At 61.6% G+C, this 24,166-nt stretch carries 27 protein-coding genes; 11 read left to right on the plus strand and 16 right to left on the minus strand.

The features are described from left to right. Nucleotides 1-7 precede the first annotated feature (7 nt). From PYK22_RS08170 to flgB, 15 genes are all read right to left on the minus strand, one after another. Nucleotides 8-292 carry a FliM/FliN family flagellar motor switch protein gene (locus PYK22_RS08170; RefSeq protein ID WP_041976013.1) on the minus strand — a complete coding sequence of 95 codons (285 nt, stop codon included), beginning with the start codon at nucleotides 290-292 and terminating at the stop codon, nucleotides 8-10. 89 nt (nucleotides 293-381) lie between these two features. Beyond that, nucleotides 382-954, minus strand: a complete 573-nt coding sequence (locus tag PYK22_RS16590) for a flagellar basal body-associated FliL family protein (RefSeq protein ID WP_060635469.1) — start codon at nucleotides 952-954, stop codon at nucleotides 382-384. Nucleotides 955-1,124: 170 nt separating this feature from the next. Then, nucleotides 1,125-1,973, minus strand: a complete 849-nt coding sequence (locus tag PYK22_RS08180; protein ID WP_041976015.1) for a flagellar motor protein MotB — start codon at nucleotides 1,971-1,973, stop codon at nucleotides 1,125-1,127. 21 nt (nucleotides 1,974-1,994) lie between these two features. Further along, complete coding sequence (motA, locus tag PYK22_RS08185) at nucleotides 1,995-2,855, minus strand: flagellar motor stator protein MotA (protein WP_041976017.1); 861 nt, start codon at nucleotides 2,853-2,855, stop codon at nucleotides 1,995-1,997. A gap of 106 nt (nucleotides 2,856-2,961) precedes the next feature. Then, nucleotides 2,962-4,233, minus strand: a complete 1,272-nt coding sequence (locus tag PYK22_RS08190; RefSeq protein WP_041976018.1) for a flagellar hook protein FlgE — start codon at nucleotides 4,231-4,233, stop codon at nucleotides 2,962-2,964. Nucleotides 4,234-4,246: 13 nt separating this feature from the next. Further along, the gene (locus tag PYK22_RS08195; RefSeq protein WP_060635470.1) at nucleotides 4,247-4,540 is read right to left on the minus strand and encodes a flagellar hook assembly protein FlgD; all 294 of its coding nucleotides are present in this window, start codon (nucleotides 4,538-4,540) and stop codon (nucleotides 4,247-4,249) included. A 21-nt stretch (nucleotides 4,541-4,561) separates the two neighbouring features. Next, nucleotides 4,562-6,064 (minus strand): flagellar hook-length control protein FliK, encoded by a 1,503-nt coding sequence (locus tag PYK22_RS08200; RefSeq protein ID WP_041976021.1) that lies wholly within the window; start codon nucleotides 6,062-6,064, stop codon nucleotides 4,562-4,564. After that, entirely contained in the window at nucleotides 6,061-6,513 is a 453-nt protein-coding gene (gene fliJ / locus PYK22_RS08205) for a flagellar export protein FliJ (protein WP_041976023.1), read from the minus strand. The genes PYK22_RS08200 and fliJ overlap by 4 nt, the downstream gene beginning before the upstream one ends. Nucleotides 6,514-6,527: 14 nt before the next feature. Next, the gene (locus PYK22_RS08210) at nucleotides 6,528-7,865 is read right to left on the minus strand and encodes a FliI/YscN family ATPase (protein ID WP_041976025.1); all 1,338 of its coding nucleotides are present in this window, start codon (nucleotides 7,863-7,865) and stop codon (nucleotides 6,528-6,530) included. A 24-nt stretch (nucleotides 7,866-7,889) separates the two neighbouring features. Beyond that, nucleotides 7,890-8,597: a FliH/SctL family protein gene (locus tag PYK22_RS08215; RefSeq protein WP_060635471.1), complete on the minus strand. Its 708-nt coding sequence runs from the start codon at nucleotides 8,595-8,597 to the stop codon at nucleotides 7,890-7,892. Then, complete coding sequence (gene fliG, locus PYK22_RS08220) at nucleotides 8,587-9,654, minus strand: flagellar motor switch protein FliG (RefSeq protein ID WP_083437711.1); 1,068 nt, start codon at nucleotides 9,652-9,654, stop codon at nucleotides 8,587-8,589. Before fliG ends, PYK22_RS08215 begins: the two co-directional genes overlap by 11 nt. Next, the gene (fliF, locus tag PYK22_RS08225) at nucleotides 9,641-11,350 is read right to left on the minus strand and encodes a flagellar basal-body MS-ring/collar protein FliF (protein WP_041976026.1); all 1,710 of its coding nucleotides are present in this window, start codon (nucleotides 11,348-11,350) and stop codon (nucleotides 9,641-9,643) included. Before fliF ends, fliG begins: the two co-directional genes overlap by 14 nt. Before the next feature lie 51 nt (nucleotides 11,351-11,401). Next, on the minus strand, nucleotides 11,402-11,698 hold the full coding sequence (gene fliE / locus PYK22_RS08230) for a flagellar hook-basal body complex protein FliE (RefSeq protein ID WP_060635472.1): 297 nt from the start codon (nucleotides 11,696-11,698) through the stop codon (nucleotides 11,402-11,404). Between the two features lie 40 nt (nucleotides 11,699-11,738). Next, on the minus strand, nucleotides 11,739-12,206 hold the full coding sequence (flgC, locus tag PYK22_RS08235) for a flagellar basal body rod protein FlgC (RefSeq protein ID WP_041976027.1): 468 nt from the start codon (nucleotides 12,204-12,206) through the stop codon (nucleotides 11,739-11,741). 48 nt (nucleotides 12,207-12,254) lie between these two features. Beyond that, a complete protein-coding gene (gene flgB, locus PYK22_RS08240) occupies nucleotides 12,255-12,641 on the minus strand; it encodes a flagellar basal body rod protein FlgB (RefSeq protein ID WP_041976028.1) in 387 nt (128 codons plus the stop codon). A 247-nt stretch (nucleotides 12,642-12,888) separates the two neighbouring features. Between flgB and PYK22_RS08245 the strand changes: the two genes are divergently transcribed. After that, nucleotides 12,889-13,761 (plus strand): GAF domain-containing protein, encoded by an 873-nt coding sequence (locus PYK22_RS08245; RefSeq protein ID WP_157770759.1) that lies wholly within the window; start codon nucleotides 12,889-12,891, stop codon nucleotides 13,759-13,761. A 45-nt stretch (nucleotides 13,762-13,806) separates the two neighbouring features. Next, nucleotides 13,807-14,187, plus strand: a complete 381-nt coding sequence (locus tag PYK22_RS08250) for a response regulator (RefSeq protein WP_041976117.1) — start codon at nucleotides 13,807-13,809, stop codon at nucleotides 14,185-14,187. A gap of 38 nt (nucleotides 14,188-14,225) precedes the next feature. Here PYK22_RS08250 and PYK22_RS08255 read toward each other — a convergent pair whose 3' ends face one another. Further along, the gene (locus PYK22_RS08255) at nucleotides 14,226-15,065 is read right to left on the minus strand and encodes an HDOD domain-containing protein (RefSeq protein WP_041976030.1); all 840 of its coding nucleotides are present in this window, start codon (nucleotides 15,063-15,065) and stop codon (nucleotides 14,226-14,228) included. A gap of 262 nt (nucleotides 15,066-15,327) precedes the next feature. Here PYK22_RS08255 and flhA point away from each other — a divergent pair, with 262 nt between their 5' ends. The 9 genes from flhA to PYK22_RS08300 all read left to right on the plus strand — a co-directional run. Further along, nucleotides 15,328-17,400: a flagellar biosynthesis protein FlhA gene (flhA, locus tag PYK22_RS08260; RefSeq protein WP_060635474.1), complete on the plus strand. Its 2,073-nt coding sequence runs from the start codon at nucleotides 15,328-15,330 to the stop codon at nucleotides 17,398-17,400. Between the two features lie 41 nt (nucleotides 17,401-17,441). Further along, nucleotides 17,442-18,902: a flagellar biosynthesis protein FlhF gene (gene flhF, locus PYK22_RS08265; protein WP_041976031.1), complete on the plus strand. Its 1,461-nt coding sequence runs from the start codon at nucleotides 17,442-17,444 to the stop codon at nucleotides 18,900-18,902. Next, nucleotides 18,899-19,810, plus strand: a complete 912-nt coding sequence (locus PYK22_RS08270; RefSeq protein WP_060635475.1) for a MinD/ParA family protein — start codon at nucleotides 18,899-18,901, stop codon at nucleotides 19,808-19,810. Before flhF ends, PYK22_RS08270 begins: the two co-directional genes overlap by 4 nt. A gap of 103 nt (nucleotides 19,811-19,913) precedes the next feature. Then, nucleotides 19,914-20,621, plus strand: coding sequence for a FliA/WhiG family RNA polymerase sigma factor (locus PYK22_RS08275; RefSeq protein WP_060635476.1), 708 nt, complete (start codon nucleotides 19,914-19,916; stop codon nucleotides 20,619-20,621). 46 nt (nucleotides 20,622-20,667) lie between these two features. Beyond that, entirely contained in the window at nucleotides 20,668-21,690 is a 1,023-nt protein-coding gene (fliM, locus tag PYK22_RS16595) for a flagellar motor switch protein FliM (protein ID WP_157770761.1), read from the plus strand. A 30-nt stretch (nucleotides 21,691-21,720) separates the two neighbouring features. Beyond that, nucleotides 21,721-22,584, plus strand: a complete 864-nt coding sequence (gene fliN, locus PYK22_RS16600; protein WP_060635478.1) for a flagellar motor switch protein FliN — start codon at nucleotides 21,721-21,723, stop codon at nucleotides 22,582-22,584. A gap of 13 nt (nucleotides 22,585-22,597) precedes the next feature. Continuing rightward, complete coding sequence (locus PYK22_RS08290; protein ID WP_041976032.1) at nucleotides 22,598-23,011, plus strand: DUF6115 domain-containing protein; 414 nt, start codon at nucleotides 22,598-22,600, stop codon at nucleotides 23,009-23,011. A gap of 14 nt (nucleotides 23,012-23,025) precedes the next feature. After that, nucleotides 23,026-23,877 (plus strand): flagellar basal-body rod protein FlgF, encoded by an 852-nt coding sequence (flgF, locus tag PYK22_RS08295; protein ID WP_041976033.1) that lies wholly within the window; start codon nucleotides 23,026-23,028, stop codon nucleotides 23,875-23,877. A 47-nt stretch (nucleotides 23,878-23,924) separates the two neighbouring features. Next, a partial coding sequence (locus tag PYK22_RS08300; protein WP_235789156.1) for a flagellar basal body protein occupies nucleotides 23,925-24,166 on the plus strand: 242 nt, incomplete at its 3' end.

A 24,166-nucleotide genomic window follows, 5' to 3' on the forward strand; every position in this document is an offset into this window, starting at 1 on the left:
CTTTCGATCACCTCGGTTCGGGGCCGATGATCTCGTTGATGCGCACGCCTGTGCGATCTTCGATCATCAGTATTTCGCCGCGCGCAAGGCAACGGTCGCCAGCCAGCACATCCACGCCCTCGCCGGTTGAACGCGACAGTTGGATGATGCTTCCCGGCTCAAGCTCGAGCAGCGCGCGCACGGTCATCCGCGTGCGCCCGAGTTCCATGATGAGCGGCACTTGCAGGTCGAGGAAGTCTCGCCATGCTTCTAGATCGGCGCGATTCGCCGCTTGGAGTTGCTCGGTCGTCATTGGAAGTTCCGGTTCGAGAGATGGAATCTGGCGCCAGCGCGTCACGAGCTGAATGGTCGTTCGTCATCTTCGCTGGTCCAGTGATCGGATCATAATTGAACGATGAAATCCGTGATATAGATGGCGCGCACTTCGGGTTCGGGAACCGCGGCGCGCGCGGCGCGCAGAAGCTCTTTGCGCAGTTCAGCTTTACCTTCGGGCGTCAAGATCTCGTCGGAAGTTTTGGTCGTCAAAACGGCGAGCATGGCGTTACGCACTCGCGTGACGAAGAGCGGATCGGGTTTGTCTTTCTCCAGCCCTTCGCCCAACCCTATGCTGACGGTCATCCGTAGGTAGCGCGCCTCGCCTTTATCGGCGAGGTTGACGATGAACGGCTGAAGTTCGATGACCTGCTTGACATCGCTATCATCGGGCAGATTCATCTCGACGACCTTGGCGTTGCCAGCTCTCTTTTCGGCTCCGCTCTCGTCTGCGGCCTCTTCATCCGACGCTCGCTGACGCTTGCTCTTCTCGGCGGTGTTCTTGCTCGCGGCGCGGCTGAAATAGAAGTATCCGCCTCCGCCGCCAGCGGCGAGCGCGAGGAGAAGGGCGATGACGGTGATGATCAGTCCTCTTTTGCTCTTCTTCGGCGGAGCGGGCGGGGTTTGCGGTGCGTCACTCATAGCGACCTCCCAGCGTGATCAATGCGAGAACTGTGCCAAAATGGTTGATGCGGGAAAGTGGCTTCGTGGGCCGATCAAACGTCTGTTGATGAACTTCTTCGACGCCGATTCGACGCTCGTTTCGTCGGGAATCCGACACTTCGCGGCAAAGAGAGCTAGAGCGCGTCCGATCAGCGGTCGCCAGGTTTCGCTTCGCCAGCGACGTTAACTGAACGTTCCGCCTGCGGTTCCCCTTCGCCCGATGATGTCTCGCTTTGCTTTTGTCCATGGAGGCGAAGGACCGTGATGCTGATGCGCCTGTTGGCCGCGGCGTAAGGGTCTTCGGGAACGAGCGGCTGAGTGTCGGCGTAACCGACGATGCGGCGGATCTGCTCCGGGCGGACGCAATTGGCTTCGAGTTCGCGGCGCGCGGCGTTGGCCCGATCAGCCGACAGCTCCCAGTTCGTGTAGGTCGAACCCGGAGGGAAGTGGTGGCGATCGGTGTGACCGCCGACGACGATTGGGTTCGGCAACCCGCAGATGGCGCGCGCTATTTCGGCTAGAATGGCACGCGCGTCAGGCGTCAGTTGCGCGCTGCCCGAGCTGAACGAGACGCGCTCGGCCTTGTCGAGTATCTGAATGCGCAGCCCCTCTTCGGTGATCTCGATCTTGATCTGATCTTTGTACTTTGAGAATTCCGGGCGCGTTTCGAACTCCTTGCGCAGCAGCGTCGCCGCGCTAAAAAGCGCTTGCTCTTCGTCTTTCGATTCGAGCGAAGTCGGAGCTTTGCTCACCTTTCGTGGTCCCGTGAGGATACCGCCGGTGAGCGTATCGAAGACTCCGGGCGATCGGAAGTAGTTGGCGATGGCCTGCTTCAACTTGATGTCGGCTTGCGAAACGAGCCACAGGACGAGAAACAGCGCCATCATCGCGGTCACGAAATCGGCGTAAGCGACCTTCCATGCGCCGCCGTGGTGACCATCATGCGCCTTGACCTTCTTGATCCGCCGACGCGGTTTCTTCTCCGGTTCTTTGACCATGCTCGAAGAAAGTTTGCCAAACTATCTGGGCTTGATTTCGCGCAGTTGCGTTTCGATCTCCGCGCTCGGCGGACGAACGAAGCTATAGATGGTCTTGCGCGCGAATTCGACCGCCGTGATCGGCGCCGCGCCATTAGCGAAGGCGACCAGCCCGGCTTTGATACAGGCGAAATAGCGCGCCTCTTCGTGTGCCAGATTGTTGATGTTGTTCGCCAGCGGCGCGACGATCCCGTAGCACAAAAGGAGCCCGAGGAAAGTGCCGACGAGCGCCGCGGCGATGTGGTGGCCCAGTTCTTCCGGCGGCCCATCCAGATGTTGCATCGTGACGACGATGCCGAGAACAGCCGCGACGATGCCAAGTCCGGGCATCGAGTCGGCGGTGCGCATCAAGATGGAGGGGACGAGCGAATTCTCTTCGTGATGCGTCTCGATTTCGGCTTCCATCGCCAATTCGAGCTCTTCGGATTGCGCCGCGCCATTGACCAGAAGCTTCAAAGCATCGCAGAAGAACTCGACGGCGTGATGATTGGCGAGAAACGAAGGGTACTTGGAGAAGATCGAAGAGGTGGCTGGCGAATTCACGTCCTCTTCGAGCGAGAGCATGCCGTTCTTCTTCGCGTTGACGTAGATCTCGTATTGCAGCCGCAGCAGTTCGGCGAACGCCTCTTTGCTATACGGTGACCCTTTGAGCGCGGCGGGGATCTTTTTGGCCATCAGCGCCAAAGTCTTCGGCGGAGTCGAGGTGATGATCGAGCCGAGCGCGGCGCCGCCGATGATGAGCAACTCCGACGGTTGAAACAGCACGACCAGCGGCCCGTTGACCAAAAGATAGCCGCCGATGACGCTTGATAAGACGATAACTATTCCGATGATGACGAACATAAGGAAGACCTACCCACACTCCCTTTTCGGCAGCGACGGCGCGAAACTTTAAAGGTGGCTTCGGGCTCCGAAACGCCTTCGTTCGGGGCCCGAAGCTGGATTTCGGCTAGATGATCTGCATCAGATCCTGCAGCGTTTGGTTGATCGTCGTAATCACGCGGGAGTTGGCTTGAAAAGCTCGCTGCGCGATGATCAGTTCGGTGAATTCGGTCGCGATGTCAACGTTGCTCTGTTCGAGCGCGCTGCCGACGACCTCGCCGCGCCCTCCCGTCAAAGCCGGCCCGATCGAAGGTTGTCCGGAAGCGGGCGTTTCGCCGAACAGGTTGTTCCCCAGATGGCGCAGCCCATCTTGCGAGTTGAAGGAGGCGAGGGCAAACTGCGCTAGAGCGCGCGTCTGGCCGTTGCTGAAGATGCCGTAGATCGTCCCCGTGCTGTCCGTCGAAATGGAGATGCCGTTGAGCGATCCGGCGGCGAATCCGTTCTGATCGGTCGAGCCGACCGCTGATGGGCCGGCATAGTTGGTGAAGTTCGATGGACCCTGCGATCCATCCGGGTTTTGGCGATAGAGCTCGAGGTCGATCTGCGGCAAGGTCGCGCCATCGAGCTTCGTTTGATCGGGAAGGATGGCGAGCGAAGTGGTCGGAAATTGCAGGAGACCGTTCGAATCGAAGCTGAAGGTCACCTGATTGCTCGCCGCGCCGCCATCGGCGCTCAATTGCGCCGCGTTGCCGTCGAGCGTCGCCGTGACGTCGTATTGGCCGTTGCCCTGTTTGGTGAAGGTCAGATCGAGCGTGTGCGCGACGCCGCGCGAATCGAAGACTTGCACGGGGGCGTGAAAGACCGTCCCGACCGGCGCGCTGCTGTCGAGATTGGCGCGCAAGGTCGCGCGCGTCGTCATGGCCGGCGGGATGATCTCGCCGAGCGGGACTTTGATCGGCGCAAGAGGCGTGCCGGGTTGGATCTTCCCATCGACGGCCATATAGCCGAGCACACGATGTCCGCCCGAGGTTACGAGGTAACCTTCGCGATTGAGGACGAAATCGCCGGCGCGCGTGAAGGCGCGAAAGCCGGCTTCATCCTCGACGATGAAAAAACCGTTGCCTTGAATGGCAGCGTTAGTCGCCGAAGCCGATTCATTGATGTTGCCCTGCGCGAAGTTCGTGCGCGTGGCTGCCGTGCGCACACCGTTGCCGAATTGTATGACGCCGCCCGCGCCGTTGATGCGCGTCCCTGAAGCGCTGGCAAACACGTCGGCGAAGCTGATGGAGCTGCTCTTGAAGGCGACGGTGTTCGCGTTGGCGATGTTGTTCCCGGTCGTCGAAAGCGCGTCGGAGCTTGCGCGCAGGCCCGAGATCGCAGTCGAGAACGAAAAGGGCATAACTACCTCCTAGCTATTTAGTGGTTGTATTGTTGGTTGAACCCGCTTGCGCGGACTTGCTCTGCGCGAGCAGTTGTTCGAGATTGTGGTTGATGTTGATCAGTTGATCGAGCGAGTTAAACTGCGCCAATTGCGAGACGAATTGCATCCCGTCTTGCGGCGCGAGCGGATCTTGGTTCTTGAGCTGCGCGATGAGCAGTTTCAAAAACATGTCGCGGTCAGCCGTGCCGCTGTTCTGCGGTTTCTGCGTTTGCGAGGCGGTTGTCGATCCGTTCAAAGGAAGCACGTTGGTTATCGTGTTGCTCATTGGCTATCTCCTCGTCGGGTTTCAAGCTCGTAAACTGATGAGTCTGTCATCGGTCGTAGCGTTCGACGATTCGGTCTTTTCAGGCGAAAGCGAGTCCTTGCGGTAAAAGTAGTCGGTCGATCGGCGTTCCTCCTTGGGCTGCTGTTGTTCGGGCGAGGAGTAGGAGGGCGCGCTCATGACGACTTCGATCCGATCGGTGTTGATGCCGGCCTGCTCCAAAGCGTGCCGAAGCTCCTCGACGCCGGAATTGAGCGCGTGGTGCGCCGATTCGGTCTCGACGGTGAGAGTTGCGCTCAAGCGCCCCTCTTCATCGCGTTGCAGAACGGCGTGTACTCTGCCGAGTTCTGCCGGATGCAGTTGAATCTCGAGCGAGCGTGGCCGTGTTTGGATGGTTTCGCGCGCAGCGGCGACGATCTGCGCGGCGATCTGCTGACCGGGATTGATCTCTTTCACGCTCCCTCGACCCGTGAGGTCGCTGGCATCAATCCGGCGGTCGGCGAGGGCCGGCCCGGAATTCTCGAACGAGGCGCGTTGTTCATCTGGCGATTCGTGAGAGGCGAAACCTTGCTGTTGAGCCTCGCTCGATGACGCGAGCTTTGCGCTTCGTTCGAACGCATGCGATGTCGCTTCAGCGGTGGCCGCGAGCATCGCTTTGATTTGCGAGATGGTGATGGGCGCGCGCGCCTGTTTCGCTTCTTCGGTCGGAGCGCCAGATCGCCGGTCTTGTGGGGGATGAGGTTCGGAGGTAAACGCGCTGTCGGTGAGAGCCGATCGGTTCGCGGATCTTTCTTGAGTGAGAGGTATGTTCGGATGGACGCGCGCGCTCAGCTCTGATGGCTGAGCGGAGCGATCGAGGCTTTGCGCATTGAGCGAGAGCGCGCGTGCTGCCTCTTCGTTCGATCGGTCTGCCGGTTGGTTTGAAGGGAACGCATCCGCGGTGAGCGAAATAGCGCGTTCTGGCGCATCGGTTTTATCCGCGACGCCAGTTCGCTTTACCGTCCCGTCCTGAGCCTTCTCCGCGCCTTCCTCGGCGGCGAGGCGAGTCGGTTCGCTGACCGTAGGGTTCGGCTGTCGCCCGCTCGAAAGCGAGGCGTTCTCCGGCGTTTCTCCCTTGATTTGTGAAGCGGGCGGTCCATTGCGAATCGCGTCGGAGGCCGCTAGTGGACCGCTTGAGGTTTCGAAAAGCGGGGAGGATCGCGCCGGTCCACTTCGAAGCGTCGGAACGCTGAGATCTTCATCGTGCACGACGGGTGGCGCGCCATCTTTCGGCGGCGCTGGCTGCTGAAGAAGATAAAGGACCGGCGGCGCGGAGGCGGGTGGTGAAGCCTCATCTCCCACATCCTTCTCTTTCGCCGGAGCGTCCGCGGATTCAGGGTTCTGGTTTGGGTTTGAAGGCGGCGTGTCCGTCTGCAGCGCGGCGAAGAGCGCCGCCCACAGAGCGCACGCTTGATCGGTCAATGGCGTCTCCATCGCCGCGCGATCATCGGCGGCGGTCGGAAGGGCGAAGTTGTTTTCGATCATCATCGTGTCAGTTGTCGCGCGACGGATAACGTCGCGATCTCATCGAGAAGTTGTTGTTCGAGCCGGAGGACTTCGCTCCGGTGTTGAGCGTACTGGCGCTCGCGGAGTTTTTCGGTGGTTTCAGCCGCTTGTGCGGCTTCGATCACTTTCTGTCGGGCGAGATCGCGCTCGCGTTCAAGCTGCGCGAGGCGAGCGCGCGCTTCGCGTTCCTGCTGTTCGAGGCGCGCGATGTAAGCGGCGCAGATGGCTATCTCATGCGCTTTCGGTTCGCCTGTGCGCATGAGTTCCGTATAAGCGCGCGTCGCCTCGGACTGCTTACGTTGAATATCAGCCAAGCGTTCGATCGCTTCGGCGACGGCGCACTCTTTCTCGGCCAGCTCGCGCTCGGCGCATTCGCGAAGCGTCAAGCGTAGGTTGTGGACCGACTGAAGAGAGAAGCGAAAACGTTTCATCCGATCTGATCACCTCATTTCGCTAATTCGATCAATTGCGTGATCGCCGTTTCGTAATCGACGATCTCGCTGCGATCTTGTTTCAGGTAACTGATGATCGCGTCATGACGCGCGATGGCTTCATCGACTCGCGGATTGCTGCCGCGTTGATAAGCTCCGATATTGATCAGATCCTCGGCGCGCTCGTAAGCGGCCAACAGTTCGCGCACGCGCCCGGCTGCCGCGCGATGTTCCATCGAAGTGACCTCGGTGAAAAGGCGCGAGGTGCTGTGTAAGACGTCGATGCACGGGTAGTGATTGCGTGCGGCGAGCGCGCGCGAAAGGACGATGTGCCCATCGAGGATCGAACGAACGGCGTCGGCGATCGGCTCATTCATGTCGTCGCCTTCGACGAGCACGGTGTAGAAGGCTGTGATCGAACCGGCGTCGGCGAAGTTGCCGGCGCGTTCGAGCAGCCGCGGCAGGAGCGCGAAGACCGAGGGCGTGTAACCGCGCGATGAAGGCGGTTCGCCGGCTGCCAACCCGATCTCGCGCTGCGCCATCGCGAAGCGCGTCACGGAATCCATGATCAGCAGCACATCCGCGCCCTGGTCCTTGAAGTATTCGGCGATGGCCGTGGCGGCGAGCGCCGCGCGGATGCGCACCAGCGGAGAATCATCCGACGTGGAAACCAAAACGACGGAGCGGCGCATGCCCTCTTCGCCGAGTTCGCGTTCGATGAAGCCGCGGACTTCGCGCCCGCGTTCGCCGATCAGCGCGATGACGTTCAGGTCGGCGGCAGTCCGTTTGGCCATCATCCCGAGCAGTGTCGATTTGCCGACGCCGGAGCCGCCGAAGATCCCGATGCGTTGCCCTTTGCCGATGGTGAGCAGGCCATCGATGGCGCGCACGCCAGTGCTGAGCGGATCGGTGATATTGGCGCGGGCGAGCGGATTCACCGGATCGGGGCGTAGCGGGTAGAATTCGGACGGCGTGATCGGACCATGATCGTCAAGCGGGCGCCCGAGCGCATCGATGACTCGCCCGAGGAGCGCCGTGCCGACGCCGACTTCGCCGCACGAGCCGGTGGCGATGACGCGATCTCCGGCGCGCAGATTGGGCATCGCGCCGAGCGGCATCGTCAGGACCATGGAATCGCGGAAGCCGACGACTTCGAGCGGCAGCGAATCGCCGTCGGCCCGTTCCAAGCGGCACAGCTCGCCGACGGAAGCTGCCGGACCGCGCGATTCGATGATCATGCCGATGGCGCGCGTCACCGTGCCGACGGAGACGAGCGGGTCCACCTTCGCCAAACGCTCAAAATAGCGCGCGAGCGGCGAGGAAGGATCGTGTTGTTTGAGTTGCTCGGCCATCTTTCGCTGGTCCAGTTTGCCTCCTCAATCATCAAAGAAGCCGCGCGCGATCTCGGCGAACTGGCGTTCGATGCGCGCATCGACGTCGCCCATCTGCGTGCGGATGAGACATCCGCCGCGCTCGATGCTCGGATCTTCAACTAATTCGACGGTGCCGCCGTGCGCGAGCGAATCCCCGCGGCCCTTCACATAGCGATAATCATCCGGATGAAGGTGGATCGTCACCGACGTTTGATCATGTATGCGGCGCAATGCGACGCGCGTGATGGCTAGGACGACTTCGGGGTCGACCGTCACCTCGCGGTGGACGATCTTGCGGGCGATCTCTATCGCCAGTCGGACCAGATCGCGCTCGGCCTGGGCGGCGATCGTCTGTTTGAGAAGATGGATCTCCTCGATCGTCTCCGCGAGTTGCGTGCGCAACGTCTCGAGCGCTTGATTCATCTCGAGCGAAGCGAGCGCCCGTCCTTCGGCCAGCCCGCGTTCGCGCGCTTCCGCTTCGATCTGACTGGCGCGCGCCTCCGCTTCGGTGACGATCTGTTCGGCCAGTTCGCGCGCCCTTTCGATCGCCTGCTCATCTTCGCCGAGATCTAATTTGCGAGTTGTCGGCTCGAACTCATCGGCGTGAACCGACGGCGCTATCAGCTGCGCTCGCTGCAGAGACTCGTCGGCTTCGGGAAAGGAGAAGGGGGAGAAGCATGCTGCGGCGCCTTTGATCAGCTTAGCTGACATACTCTTCCTCGGCACCTCCCGACAGACTGATGATCCCTTTCTCATCCAATTCGCGCATGATCTCGACGATCTCGCGTTGCGCGGCGGAGACGTCCTTGACGCGCACTTGGCCCATGTACTCCATCTCCTCTTTCAACATCTCGACGGCGCGCGAGGACATGTTCGCGAAGAAGCGGTTCTGGATCTCCGGCGAAGTGCCTTTGAGCGACATCGCCAGCACGCGCTTGTCAACGCGCTGAAGGATCTCGCGGATGCCGACGTCGTCTATCAACAGTAGATCGTCGAACGTGACCATCAGGTTGCGGATCTCGAGCGCTAGCTCGGCATTGGTCTTTTCGAGATCCTCGAGGATCTTGCGCGAAGCGTCGCGGTCGAGCCGGTTGCAGATCTCGGCGACCGGACGGATGCCGCCCACGGCGCGGCGACTGTAATCGCCGATGCTGCGCAACTTCTGGTCCAGTACGACGGAGACGCGGCGGATCACGTCTTGCGAGATGGGTTGGAGATTGGCCATGCGCAGTAGGATCTCGGCGCGCTGCGACTCCGGCAGATACTGCAACGTGTCGGCGGCGGTCGAAGCGTCCAGATGCGCGAGCACGAGGGCGATGGTCTGCGTGTGTTCGTTTTGGAAGAGTTTCGATAGCTGTTGCGGATCGACCTTTTGCAGCGCTTCGAATCCGACCGTCGATTCGAGCGAGCGCGTGATCCGATCGATCAGCCGCCGCGCGACCTCTGGCCCATAGGCTTTGATCAAAAGGCGTTTCGCATATTCGACGCCGCCCGAGATGACGTAGGTGCGCGCCGTGAGTATCTGATGGAACTCTTCGATGATCTCGTTGGCGAGTTCCGATGGGATGTTGTTGATCGAGGCGAGCTCTTTCGAGATCGCCTGCACTTCGTCTTCATCGAGATATTTGAAGATCTCGCTGGCCGCCTCATCGCCCAGCGCGACGCAAAGGATGGCGGCTTTGCGCGCTCCGGAGATCGTCTCTGCGGTTTGCGTGGCGGCGCGCAGCGTCTCGGCGCGGCGCGCCGGAGTAGCGCTAGTCGCGGTCATTTCCTGCATACTTGATCGGGTTCGTCGAAACGGTCTCTTGCAACCAACTTCGGATGGTCATCGCAACCAACTCCGGATCACTCCGGCTTTGCTCGATGAGTTGGCGTTTGATCTCCGCCGCGCGCAACACTTCGGGCGGAACCTCTTCGCGAAGCTCGCGGCGCTCGTTCGCCGCTTCCATCTCGGCCTCAAGTTCCGCGACGGTGCGCGGCGAAGCCGGCAACTCCGCTTGTGCGCCAGCGGGCGGCAAACCCGCCTCTCCAGCTAACGCCGCAGCTCCAGCCGGAAGGAGCGGCGGTTCGGGGGCCGTCGCCCCGCGTAGCGCACGCCGTGCGGGCCTGATGACGAATAGCAAGATGAGCAGCGCGACGAAGACGAGCGCGCCGTACTTGATCCCTGCGTGCACGAGGTCGCGGTAACGTTCGAGCCATGTCGGTTGATGGGTCTCCGCGCTCGGCTGATCGAAAGGGATCGTTTGAACGACGACCTGATCGCCGCGCGCGGGATCGATCCCGACGGCGGCGGCGACCAGATCTTGAATCTTCTTCAGTTCGTCATCGGTGCGCGCGACGGAGACTCCGTTCGCATTCTTGTAATCGACTAGGACCGAGACGGACAGGCGCGAGATGCGCCCACCGTTGCCGGTCGTCTTGCGCACCAGGCGGTCGATCTCGTAGTTGGTCGCCGTCATCGTGCGTTGCTCGCCGATCGTCGCTTGTGCCGCGGCGGGTTGCGGCGTCGGTTGCGCGCTCGGATCGTTGGCGCGCGTGCCGACGACGCTGCTCGTTTGCGGATTGGTCGTGTTTCGGATCTCCTGTGATGTCTGTTGCGAACGGATGACGGCGGACTTCGGATCGTATTTCTCTTCGGTCTGCTCGATTTGGCTGAAGTCGACATCTGCCGCCACGTCTGCGCGCACGTGGCCTGGACCGGTGATGGGTTCAAGAAGCGACACGATGCGCGAAGCCATCTCGGATTCGAGTTGACGGCGGGCTTCCAAGTGGGAGTTGAAGGCCGCCGCCCCGCCCACACCGTCGCGCAATGGGGCCGAAAGGATCCGCCCGCGCGTATCCATGACGGACACATCTTGCGGATCCAACCCCTCGACTGCGCTCGAGACGAGCGCGACGATGGCTTCGGTCCGCTCGCGTGAAAGCTCGTGCCCTTGTCGCACGCGGAGCATGACGGAGGCCTTGGCCCGTTCGGCCTTGTCGGTAAAGAGCGATTCGCGCGGGCGCGTGATGTGGACGCGCGCCGCTTCGACCTCCTCCATCCCTTCGAGCGTGCGCGCCAGCTCGCCTTCGAGCGCGCGCTGGTAGTTGACCTGTTGCGTGAAATCGGTCGCGCCGAAATTGTTTCGATCGAAAAGATCGAATCCGACGTGTCCGCCAGACAGAACTCCCGACGCCGCGATCTGCAATCTGAGCTCCGAGAGGCGTTCTGCTGGGACGCTGATGGTCGTTCCCCCGTTCGACACTTGATAAGGGACGTTCGACTGCTTCAGTTTCTCGATGATCGCCTGCGCGTCTGCCGGGCGAAGATCGGAGAAGAGGACCGCGTATTCGGGGCGCGTCGCGTAGAAGATGAGCGCGCCGATGAGCGCCAGCGTAGCAAAACTGGCGACGATGATGGCGGCGCGTTCACGCGATTTCAATCGGCGCCAGATCTCGGCGAATTGTTTGAAGGATGTCGGCATCGTGGAGCGCGTAAGCGGAGCGAAATCTCACCGAACGCCTCGTCGCAATCCTTAAACTTGCATCCGCATGATCTCTTCGTAAGCTCCGATCAGCTTATTGCGGACTTGGAGCGCGAATTGGAAGTTCAGATCGGCGGCTTGAAGCGCGATGATCGTTTGATGCAGATCGGGCGATTCGCCGGCAACGGCGCGCGCGATCTCCATCTCCGCGCCCTTCTGTGATTGGTCCAGCGCATCGATCGTTTGACGGACCATCTCCGCGAATGAGGTCGGCGCGCTGCTGACGCGCAAAGGGTTCTCCGTCGAAGTCGCAAGCGGCGCGTCGAGATTTATCCCGTTCAAATTCATCTTCGTCTGGCCCTCGTAAATTCAGGATCAGTGAAGAGCGTTAGGCTTCGCTGAGTTTGAGGCTGGCGCGCACGAGCTCTTTGGCCGTATTAAAGGCCGTCGCATTGGCCTCGAAGGCGCGCGCCGCCGACAGCATGTTGATCGTCTCCTCCAACGGATCGACATCGGGAAGCGTGACATATCCGTTGGCGTCCGAATCCGGATGGTCCGGCTGGAAGCGGCGCACCCCGGCTTGGTTCTCCGTGATCACCGTTTTCGCCTGTACGCCGACGATCGGCGCCGTAAGATCGGGAACTGTGGCGGACATCGCCGAACTGAACGAATCGAACGAAGCTGATGGCGTCTCGACAGGCACCGTCTCGAAGACCACATCGCGGCGGCGATAAGGGCCCCCTTCAGCCGTTCGCGTGGTGTTAGCGTTGGCCAAGTTGGCGGCGGCAGCCTCCAGCCGCATCCGCTCAGCCGTCATGCCTTGCGAAGAGACGCGAAAGATCGTGATCAACGACATGATTCCTCCTCCGCGAGATGAAGGCGGTTTCTCGTTTCGGTCAAAAGGCTATTTCCCTTCGCGAATCGCCGTGCGCAAGATGCGCAGCCGCGCTTGCAGGAGTTGAATGCCGGTCAAAAACTGCGTGCCGGTTTCGGCCAGCGTGGCCATCTCATGAGCCATGTCTACGTTGTTGCCGTCAAGGCGCAGTGGAGCCTGCGGCTGTTCGATGACGCGCGGACTCGCCACAGGCAACGGAGCCGCCTCTTGATTGCGCGTCTGCAATGCTTGCCGGGCCGCTTGGCGCAAGAAGGCGGCGAAATCGAGATCTTTGGCCGTGTAGCCGGGCGTTTCCGCATTCGCGATGTTGCTTGAGATGATTTCAGCTCGACGGCTTTGGACGTCGAGGAAGGTTTTGAGCAGCGATGTGATCTGATCGGCGATGGGAAGTCTCATCCGCACAAACCTCCGTCGCTGGCCTAAAGCAAGCATCGTGCCTGTCGCGTTGGAGGCGCGAGAAGAGCGCCTTTTCGCGCGCCATTAGTCGAGCGGTCGCGGTCCAGCCGCCATCGAGGCGACATCTCGTCGAGCTTTGCGGTGTCAGGTTCTTGACGCCGCTCAAGTCCGCGCGCGTTTTGCCGATGAAGGCTTTGCGGCTCGAAGTGGCCGCCGAGGCACGCCTTCGAGGAGTGGGGTTCACGTGGTGAGCAATCAGAACACGCTCAGCCCGGTGGTCGAGTTGCAGCGCATCTTCGCGCGGACCGAAGAGTTGTGCGGTGTCGCCGGTTTGCCGGACGAAAGCAGCGAGGAGGTACGCGAGTTGTTGCGCCGCGCCAAAGAGTTGGCCGCCGAGTTGACGCGCGAGAACGAGCGCTTGCGCATGCAAAACCTCCTCCTCGAACGGCAGAAGCTCGAAGCCGAGCAGCGTTTGGGCGGAAGCAAGATCGGCAAGGAGAACGAGCAGTTGAAGACTGAGCTCAGGTTGCTCGGCGAGCGGATGGCGGAGATGGAGCGCGAGGCGAGCAAATATCGCCGCCGTTACGAAGAGGCGGCGCAGCACAACTCAGCTCTCGCGAACATGTTCGTCGCCGCGACCAGACTCCATTCGACGCTCGATTTCGCCGAGGTGGTCCGGATCGCCGAGGAGATCCTATGGGACATCATCGCCTCGCCCGTCTTCGCCATCTTCGCTTACGACAGCAAGCGCGGGCAGTTGATCTTGGTCGGCGGACGCGGCGTCGAAGAGCGTTTCCCAGCCGGGCATCTGCCCGAAATCTCCGGGCCATTCGCCGAAGCTCTGGAGTCGGGCGGTGCGGTCTTCGAAGGCCGGGTTGGTGACGGAACCGGTCCGCTCGCATGCATCCCGCTCAGATTGGAGAGCGGGGAGATCATCGGCATCATCGCGGTTTACGAGATCGAGAAGCACAAACGTGGAGTGAGCGAATTGGATCGGATGCTGTTCGAAATGCTCGCCAGCCAGATGGCGACGGCCATCATGTGTTCGCGCATCTACAGCGAAGCGCTCAAGAAATTGAAGTCGATGGAGAGTTTCATCAATTTGATCAAGCCTGTGTGATCTTCGCTTGGCTCAAGGGCCATTCCGGTGCAAGGAGAAGAGGTGATGAGTTTAACCAAATCGTTCCTCGTCGTCGATGATTCAGCCACCATGCGCATGTTGATCACCATGACGCTCAAGCAGTTGGGCTGTTCGAATATCGTCGCCGCGCCAAACGGGCGTGTGGCCCTCGAAAAGCTCGCCTCATCTCCGGTGGATGTCGTCTTAACCGACATAGATATGCCGGAGATGAACGGATTCGAATTCATCTCCGAAGCGCGGCAGCGCTACGCGGATTTGCCGATCCTGATCCTCTCGGCCCACGGCGACGAGGAGACGCGCGATCGCGGATTGAAACTCGGCGCGAACGGATACCTGACTAAGCCGCTCTCGAGCGCGAAGCTGATCGAAGCGCTCGAGCGGCTCTTCCCCGATCTGGAGTTGTAGGATTTGGCGCGGCGGATTATCAGGTGTTGGGCCGATAATCAAGAAAAGACGGCGATCATCTCGCGCAGGGAGGTCGAAGACTTTTCCCACAAGGCGCGCAGCTGAGGCCCATCGAGCCGTAGCGCGCGCGCCGATTCAGAACGGACGACCTCCTCCTCCTCGATCTTCCGCAACCCTATCCCGGAAGCATTGGCAATCCCATCGGCGACGTTGACGACGCGGGCCATGAAGATCGATTGGTCCACATGGCCTGGACGCTGATGATGGTAGATCGCGTAGGCGATCTCTTCCGGCAGTTCCCAATGTCGCGCGACGAGCGCGCCGATCTGCGCGTGCGTGTAGCCGTAGATCTCTTCTTCGCGGGTGAGCAGATCTCTGCCGTCATCCGTTTCGACAAGTTGCAGGTAGAGCAGCGCATCATGGCGGATGAGCAGCAGCTTCCCGATGTCGTGCAGCAATCCACAGAGGAAGGCCTCTTCGCTGCCGCGCATGCCGAGCGCCGAACTGATCTCGCGGGCCATCAGAGCGACGACGACCGAATGCTCCCACAGGACCTTTTCGAGCGGCGAGCGCTCTTTGCGCCTGAAGGCCTCGCTGGCGATCGACGCGATGACCATCTGATAGATCACGCGATGGCCGAGCGCGCCTACGGCCATCGGCAGTGAAGTGATGCGCCGCAATGGGGCGTAAAGCGGCGAGTTGGCGACGCGCAGGATGCGCGCGGCGAGCGCCGGATCGCAGCCGATGGCGTCGGCGATGGCGCGGGTCGAGACGTTCGCATCTTGGGCCAGAGTGGCCACGCGCATCGCGGCGTTCGGCAACGGCGGAATCTCGGTGCTGATCAGCGAATGGATGTCGATCTGTGTCGTTGCGCCCATCTTTAGCAAGAGCTGCTCGGTCCTATTCGCGATGGCAAGAAATAGACGCTCGCGGTCAAGTTTTTGGCAGTGGAAGCGCCAGCCGGACGACTCCGGCGCAACGCCTCGACCTTTTTATCGGCAAAAAAGCGCGAAACTTTAACCTGCCGGAGGGCGAAGCTTGCGGCACTCGATTTGCCCTACTCGGTGCGGCCAGCCCCTTGCGGGGTAGGATCTTGCGCGAAGAAGCGCGTCCTTAGAATCTCGGGAAGGTTCGACCGACTTGGCCACCGCTGCGACAAGCATCGTCTCTTCAGCCAGCCGCCACGCGCACTTGGCCGTCCCATTGGGCGCGGTGGTCATCCTGCTGGTCCTGCTCGTCCCGCTGCCGCCGCTTCTGCTCGACATACTGCTGAGTTTCAATCTGATGCTTTCGGTCGTCGTGCTGTTGGTGGCGATGTACACGACCGAGCCGGTCAAGTTCACTTCATTCCCGAACCTCCTGCTGCTGACCACGCTCTATCGTCTGGCTCTCAACGTCGCCACTTCGCGCTTGATTCTGACGCGCGGCGAAGCTGGCGAGTATGCCGCGGGCACCGTCATCCGCGCCTTCGGCGAATTCGTCATCGGCGGCAATACGGTCGTCGGCGTGGTCATCTTCCTGATCTTGCTGGCGATTCAATTCGTCGTCGTCAACCACGGCGCCGTCCGTTCGTCCGAGGTGACGGCGCGTTTTACGCTCGATGCCATGCCCGGCAAGCAGATGGCCGTCGATGCGGATCTCTCTGCGGGCATCATCGACGAACACGAAGCGCGGCGGCGGCGCCAAGAGATCGCGCAGGCGGCAGAGTTTCACGGGGCGATGGATGGGGCCGTGCGTTTTACGCAGCGCGATGCGGTCGCCTCGATTCTAATCGTCTTCATCAATATCGTTGCCGGATTCACCATCGGCGTGGTCCAGCATGGCATGGAGCTAAGCGATGCGCTGCGCACCTATACGATCTTGACCGTTGGCGATGGCGTGGCCGCGGCAGTCCCGTCGCTTTTCATCTCGGTCGCGGCGGCCATCATCACCACGCGCGCGGCAAGCGAAGCGAGCATCGGCGAAGAGGTTTCGGTCCAACTGCTCTCCAATCCGCGTCCGCTCTTCATCGCCGCGGTGGTCCTGGCCCTGTTGAGTTTGCTTCCCGGCATGCCGCACTTCGCTTTCTTGCTTTTAGCCGCGAGCACGGCCATCGCTGGCTATCTTTCGCGTCAGCATCTTGTGCAGAAGCGGACTGTCGAACAGACAGAGGCGCTCGAGAAGAAACAGGCGACAAGCGAGCAGACGGAGAAGATCGAAAGCGCGCTCAAGCTCGATACGCTGGCTTTGGAAGTTGGGTACGGATTGATCCCATTGGTGAGTTCTGGCGATCAGTTCCTCGCGCGTGTGCGCGAGGTGCGGCGGCAGATCGCGCATGATCTCGGCATCATCGTGCCGCCGGTCCACGTCACCGACAATCTCCAGCTCGCGCCGCGCGAGTATGCCATCCTGCTGCGTGGCGTGCGCGTGGCGCGCGGAGAGGTTCATCCCGAAGGTTTCTTGGCGATCGATCCGGGCGTGGTGCGCGAGAAGATCGATGGCATTCCGACGACCGATCCGGCCTTCGGGATGCCCGCCGTGTGGATCCGCCGCGAAGGCGACCGCGAACGCGCGCTCGCCGCCGGATACACGGTGGTCGATCCGACGACGGTCATCTGCACGCATCTGTCGGAGGTGATCAAACGGCACGCTCCGGAACTCCTCGGGCGACAGGAGACGCGCGCGTTGCTCGACATCTTAGCCGAAACTCATCCGAAGACGGTCGAAGAGGCGACGCCGAAGGTTTTGAGTTTGGGCGAAGTGCAGCGCGTGTTGCAGAACCTCTTGCGCGAGCGCGTGCCGATCAGAGACCTCGCCACCATCCTCGAAGCGATCACCGACGCCGGAAGCGTGACGCGAGATGTCAACGCCTTGACGGAAGCGGCGCGGGCGGCGTTGGCGCGGACCATCTCGGCGAGTCTGGCGAACGAGAACGGCGAACTCGCCGTCCTGACGCTCGATCCGGCGCTCGAGCGGCAATTCGCCGAGCGTTTGGGATTGCACGGCGGGACGCCGGCCCAGGCGGTCGATCCCGATTTCGGGCGCCTGATCCTCGAGAAGATAGAAGCGGCGGTCCAGGCGGCGGTGCTGCAACAACCGGTCCTGCTCTGCTCGGCAGCGGTGCGTCCGCATCTGCGCCGCCTTACGGAACGCTTCTTGCCAGATCTTGCGGTGATCTCGCACAACGAGATCGCGCCGGACGTGCGAATCGTCTCATTGGGCACAGTCGGTTGAGTTAGATCCAAAATCTTTCCGCCTCTTTCTCGAAGGAGACCATGACTATCAGATGTTATCGCGCAGCCACGATGCGCGAAGCCCTCGAAAAGATAAAGAGCGAACTCGGCGAAGACGCTCTGGTGCTCGATACCCGCCGCGTTCGCGCGCGAAGCTGGTTCGGTTTCGGCGGACGCGAGATGGTCGAGGTGCGCGTCGCGGAGCCCAAAGCCTCAAAGCGCGACGAGCGCGAGCGCAATAAGAGATCCTATTACGTCGAGCGCGAAGGCTTGCGTTTGCTGGACGATTCGCCAGCGATGCCGTCGTCGGCGGCCTCGGAAAAGAAGGCGACCGATGAGCTGCCGAGCGAACCCGTGCGATCCGAGCAGCCCAAGCGCGAGGCGCGATCGAATCGCGGACCAGCGCTCGATCTCGGTGACCTGCTTCGCGCCAAATCGGAGCTAGAGATCGGCGCTGAACGCGCGCGAAAGTCGAACGGCGACGCGACATCTTCCGCCTCCGCCGAGAGGACGCAGGCGGGCGAACCGGAGCGACAGAACGGGATGACGCGCTCCGCTCTGACGGCTGAGCTCGAACGCTTGCGCGCCGAACTGCGCGAGGTGAAGTTCGCGCTCGGCGCCTTCGCCGCGCGCGCCGATGGCCGGTCGTTCGGCGATCACGAGATGCGCCTCGCGGCGGATGAAGAGCCTCTGGATCCGCCATTCTATGAGGCCTACCTCGAATTGACGGCGATCGGGCTGACGCCCGAGTACGCGCGCCGCGTGATGCGTGCGGCGCTGGCGTTGAACCTCACCGAGGCGGGCGGCGAGATCGCCGATCTGACGCGCTCGGCGCTCGTCTACACGCTCAACTCGGTGGTCCAGTTCGCCAGCGATCCTTTGGCCCAAGGAGAGGAAGATTCGCCGGTGGTCGCCTTCATCGGCCCGACGGGGGTGGGTAAGACGACGACGATCGCCAAACTGGCTGCGCGCGTCGCTTTGCGCGCCCGACGGCGCGTCGAACTCATCACGCTCGACACCTATCGCATCGCCGCCGTCGAGCAGTTGAAGACCTACGCGGAGATCATCGGCTCAGGGTTCCACGTCGCGCATTCGACGATCGAGCTTGATGCGCTCATCCGGCGACGCGCGCGCGGAGCCGTATGCATCATCGATACCGTGGGCCGTAGCCCGCACGATCTGGCCGATCAGATGGAGCTGGCCGATTACTTGCGCGCAAACGATGAGATCATCAAGTGTCTGGTCCTGCAGGCGACGATGCATCCTGTGGACGCGCTCGCTGCGGCGAAGAAGTTCGCGCTCTACGGGGCGAATCGGCTGGCGCTCACGAAGCTCGACGAGACTTCGCGCCCCGGGGCGGCGGCGGTCGTCGCCGCCGACGCGCGCGTGCCACTCACCTATCTCTGTGCGGGGCAGCGTGTTCCCGAAGATCTCGAACAGGCGAGCGCGGAATCATTCGCTTTGCGCATCTTACGCGCCGGTTTCGGCAAGGAGGGAAGATGAGGGATCAAGCAGCCACGCTCCGCTTGCTTTCAGCCTTGCGTGCTTATGGCGCGCCTTCATCGAAGAGAAACTATATGAACGCGGAAAGGTTCAGCGAACGAGATTTCAAAGCTTACACGTTGGCGGTCACCGGAGGCAAAGGGGGAGTCGGCAAATCGAACGTCGCCGTCAATCTTTCGCTCGCCTTGGCTTCGCTCGGTCGGCGCGTTTCGCTGCTCGATGCGGATCTCGCGCTCGCCAATGCGGATGTCCTATGCGGTTTGAATCTGCGCAACCACCTGGGCCATGTGCTCTCTGGCGAACGCGCGCTCGAAGAGGTCGTCGTCGAGATCGCGCCGAACGTGCGTTTGATCCCGGGCGGTAGCGGGCTCGATGAACTGGCCGATCTTTCGCGCGCGCAGGTGATCCGGCTCATCGCCGAGTTGCGCGCGATGGAGGCGCAATCGGATTACATGGTCGTCGACACTCCGGCGGGGATCGCAAGCAACGTCATCGGCATCTTGCGCGCGTCGCATGAGGTGCTGATCGTGACGACGCCGGAGCCGACGGCGGTCGTCGATGCCTATGCGACGCTCAAAATGTTGCACAAACATGCGCCGGAGAAATCGGCCTCGATCATCGTCAACGACACGATCGGCGTCGGCGATGCCGAGCGCGTTTTCCGCCAACTGCGCGCCGCCGCCGAACAGTTCCTCAAGTGTCAAGTCGAGTTCCTCGGCGGCGTGCCGCACGACCCGGAGTTGGTCGAGGCCGTGTGCGCGCAAACGCCCGTCATCGACTATGCGCCGGAGGCGCCGTCGAGCCGCGCCTTCCGCCTGATCGCTAAACGACTGGACCAGCGACGGGCGACGCGCCTCATGAGCGGCGTGCCAGGTTTCTGGCATCTGTTCAGCGAAGAGCGAAGTTGAGAGGATGTCGGCTTCACAGACACTGGTGGCGTCGGATCTGCGCAGTATGCGGGGCATTGGCTCACCGCGCCGCGCCGCCCATTGGATCGCGCCGAAGAGATCAATGAATCCCGATCGTAACGCTTTAATCGAAGAACATCTCGCGCAGGTCAAGTTCATCGCCGAACGGTTGGCCGCTAAGCTGCCGCCTTCCGTCCAGGCCGACGATCTGATCGGCGCCGGGGTCATGGGATTGATCGACGCGGCGGAGAAGTTCGATCCTGCGCGCGGCGTACAGTTTAAGACCTACGCCGAGATGCGCGTGCGCGGCGCGATGCTCGATCACTTGCGCGAGATGGATTGGGCGCCGCGTCCGCTCCGCCAACGCGCCCGTCAGCTCGAAACCGTCTATCGTGAGATCGAGCAGGCGCACGGGCGTCCGGCGACAGAAGAGGAGGTCGCTGCGGCGCTCAATATCTCGCTCGAGGAGCTGCACGCGTTATTCGCCGAGCTTCGTGCGCTCAACATCACGGACGCGGAGAGCAGAGAGGAGGATGGGACCGTTCGCCTCGCGCCCGTAGATGCGACGAACAATCCGTTTGCCCTTTACCAGCGACAAGAGGCGCGCCAGCGTTTGGCCGAAGCGATCGAAAGGCTCCCCGTTCGCGAGCGCCAAGTCATCGCGCTTTACTACTTGGAGGAGTTGACGATGAAGGAGATCGGCGCGGTGCTCGGCGTGACCGAGTCGCGCGTCTCGCAGATACACACGCAAGCGGTGCTGCGTCTGCGCGCGATGCTCGAACCTGTGCGCGACGCCTTCGTTTCGACCTAACTTCCGCTTGACTCGAATCGAAGATCCGGAGCGAGAGTTTTCGCCCATGCATCCGAACGAGATCGTCACCAAAGAGGAGATGTCGGCGTTGCTCGGCACGACGCCCGAAGTCGGCGCCAGCGACAAACGTCCGCGGGTCGTGCCGTACAACTTTCGTCGGCCCGACCGCCTCTCCAAAGAGCAGGTCCGCTCGCTCTATTTGCTTCACGACCTTTTCTCGAACAGCCTATCGTCGAGCGTCCCGGTCTTTTTGCGAACCATTTCGGAAGTGACGCTCTTATCGGTCGAGCAGCAGGCCTACGTCGAATATCTCTACGGCCTTCCCGATCCGACGGCCATCTTCACGCTCTCGATGTCGCCGTTGCAGGGCGTGGCCGTCATCGAGATCAATCCCTCGATCGCTTTCCCCATCATCGACAGGATGTTGGGCGGACCGGGGTTGCCGCTCAGCGAACAACGGGCGGTGACGGAGATCGAGCAGAAGATCTTGGAAGGTTTCCTGAAGCTCGTCACCGATGATCTGCGCGAGGCGTGGAGGCCGCTCGTCGAGTTGGATCTGCAGATCGTCGGGCGCGAGACGCGACCGCAGATGTTGCAGATCGTCGCGCCGAACGAAGTCGTCCTTTCGATAATCTTCCACATGCAGATCGGCGAAGCGCGCGGACACATGAGCCTCTGCATCCCGGCGGTGACTTTGGAACCGATCGTCCAGAAGTTCAATCGCTCGCTCTACGCGCGCAACCGCGAGATCCCGCCGGAACAGACGCGCGCGTTGCTCGACACGCTCGCGCAAGTCGCCTTCCCGATCGCCGCCGAAGCGCGCGGAACCAAAGTCTCGATGGAAGACCTGCTGCGAATCGCGCCCGGCGACATCCTCAAACTGGACCACCCCGTTGATCGCCCGATCGAGGTGAGCGTCGGCGGGGCGGTGAAGTTCTATGCCGATTTGATCGCTCACAGAGGGCGCAAGGCGATCCATCTGCGCGCGCGCGTCTGTGACGAATCGTCGGCGGCACAGACGGGCGCAATCGCGCCGGAGGCGGAAGAGGCCGTTTCGACGGCTCGCTAATTCGCTACTCGTTCGATCCAACAGGAGCTTATGACGGAGAACTTTTCGCGACGTTTCATCGAAAACTTTACGGCCGTTTGGGGGGAAGTCGCGCCGAAGATCCTCGAACGCCCTTCCTCTCTGACATCGCTCTCGTTGCGCGAGGTCACAGGGGATCAGATCGGTAGCGCGTTGGCCGTCGCGGCGACATGGTCGGCGGCTTATGTGGCCGAATGCCGCGGCGCGCATGGCGGCATCGTCCTGCTCCTCTTCAAGCTCGAGGATGATGCGACGTTGAATCGATTGGCGAAGGTCGAAAGCGATGGCGGGATGAAACCCGGCACGCGCGCGTTGGCCGCGGCGATCTTCGCCGCCGTCGCGCAAGTCGCTTCAGATGAGGGCGAGTTCTCGATCGGCGAAGTCGCCCATCTCGATCTTACGATCGACGAGGCGCGCCTTAAAGCGATGGTCGGCGATCAACTGTGGGTCGGAACCTTCGCCTTGGTCGTAGAAGGCGAGCTCGATACGCAGGCGTTGCTCATCTATGCTCCACAAGGTTCGCTGAAGCCGATCGATGATCTGACCGCGCAGCGGGGCTTTGCGGCGCAGGCCGCGCAGACGGCCTCGCGCCTTTCGGGAGCGCGTCCGACATCGGCGCGCAATATCGAACGATTACTCGATGTCGAACTCGAAGTCGTCGTGCGCTTCGGCATGACGACGATGCCGTTGCGCGATGTCGTGCGCATGGGCGTCGGCACGATGGTCGAACTCAATCGCACAGTCGATGAGCCGGTCGAACTGCTCGTCAATGGTCGCCCGCTTGCGCGCGGCGAAGTCGTCGTCGTCGATGGCTATTACGGGATACGCATTACGGAGATAGGCGCGCCGACCGATCGCGCGCTATCGGTCATCTGAAGGAGACGAAGGGATGAGACTAACGGATTGGCAGATCATCTCGCTCATCGGGCTCGCGTTGAGCGCCCTTTCTACGTTGATCTCTTTCGCTCTGTTCATCATGCTGCGACGCGAAAGAAGGGCGCGGCGGGAATTATCTTCCATCGCTTCCGAAATTGAAGAGAACCTCGCGGCGCTCGATCGCGATGTGAAATCGGTCAGCGAGCGCCTCGCCGAACAAGAGCGAAACGCGCTGAAGAACGAATGGCGCGCGCATGATGAGGAATCGTGCGATGCGCTTTCACAGGCGAAACCGAGTCTGACGGAGCGACGATATCGAGTGTTGAAGCTCGCGCGGCGCGGACTCGACGCGCGCGCGATCGCTTCGATGCTCAACGTGCCGCACGGCGAAGTCGAATTGATCATCGGCTTGAGCCGCGTCGCTTGATGGGATGGAGCTTTATGGGAAACGAACTCTACACCGCATATCTTGGGATGCGGGCGCGGCAACGCGCCTTGGATGTGACGGCGAACAACATCGCAAACGTTTCGACCACCGCCTTCAAAGCCGATCGTCTGCTCTATCGCTCGGTCGAAGCGGCGACGATCGAAGCTTCGCTACTGCAGGCGGACCAGAACGCGCAAAGCGCCGGGCCCGGCGGCGCAAACGTTGCGCCCAACGATGCCGCAAATGGCGGAACGGTCGATAAGCCGCAAGTTGCGAGCATCGCGGTGACGCTTCCGCTCCATGCGCGCGCCGTCGGCGTGCTGATGAGCACAGCGACCGATTTCTCTCCTGGACCGATACGTCAGACGGGCCGTTCGCTCGATGTCGCTCTGGAAGGGGATGGCTTCCTCGTCGTCCAGACGCCGCGCGGCGAGCGGTACACGCGCGCCGGCGCGCTCACGCTCAACGCTAACGGGCAACTGGTCACACATCAAGGCGATCTCGTCGTGGGCGACGCCGGCCCGATCACCGTCCCGCCGGGCGAAGTTGCGATCGGCACGGATGGGACCATCTCCGTCAAGGGGCAGATCGTCGGACGATTGAAATTGGTCCGCTTCGATGATCCGCGCCGCGCCCTCATCAAGGAAGGCCACTCGCTGTTTATGGCGACGGGGGCGGAACGGCCTAAAGAGGCGGTCAACACGCTCGTGCGCTCGGGCGCGTTGGAGATGTCGAACGTCAACCCGATCGCCGAACTGGTGGCGATGATCCAGCAGGGACGCGAATTCGAATCCATGCAGCGCTCGTTGACGCTCGTGATGGGCGAGTTGGGGCGCAAGATCTCGAACGAACTCGGCAAACTGTAAAGCCCCGCGAGCGTGTCGAAGAACCTCAAATCGAAAGGAGAGATCTCATGAGCAGAGCTTTACATACGGCAGCGACTGGGATGATGGCCCAGCAACAGCAGATCGATAACATCGCCAACAACCTCGCAAACTCCTCTACCGTCGGTTTCAAGCGCACGCGCTTGGAGTTTCAAGACATCCTCTTCCAGAGCGACATCGAGCGAACGGCCCGTCTGACGTATCGGTCCAGGAGAGAAATCGGTCGCTGTGCTCATCAGCACGCCGACGGCGCGCGCATGGAGCGGAAGCG

Source organism: Pyrinomonas methylaliphatogenes (genome assembly GCF_000820845.2).
Classification (GTDB): domain Bacteria; phylum Acidobacteriota; class Blastocatellia; order Pyrinomonadales; family Pyrinomonadaceae; genus Pyrinomonas; species Pyrinomonas methylaliphatogenes.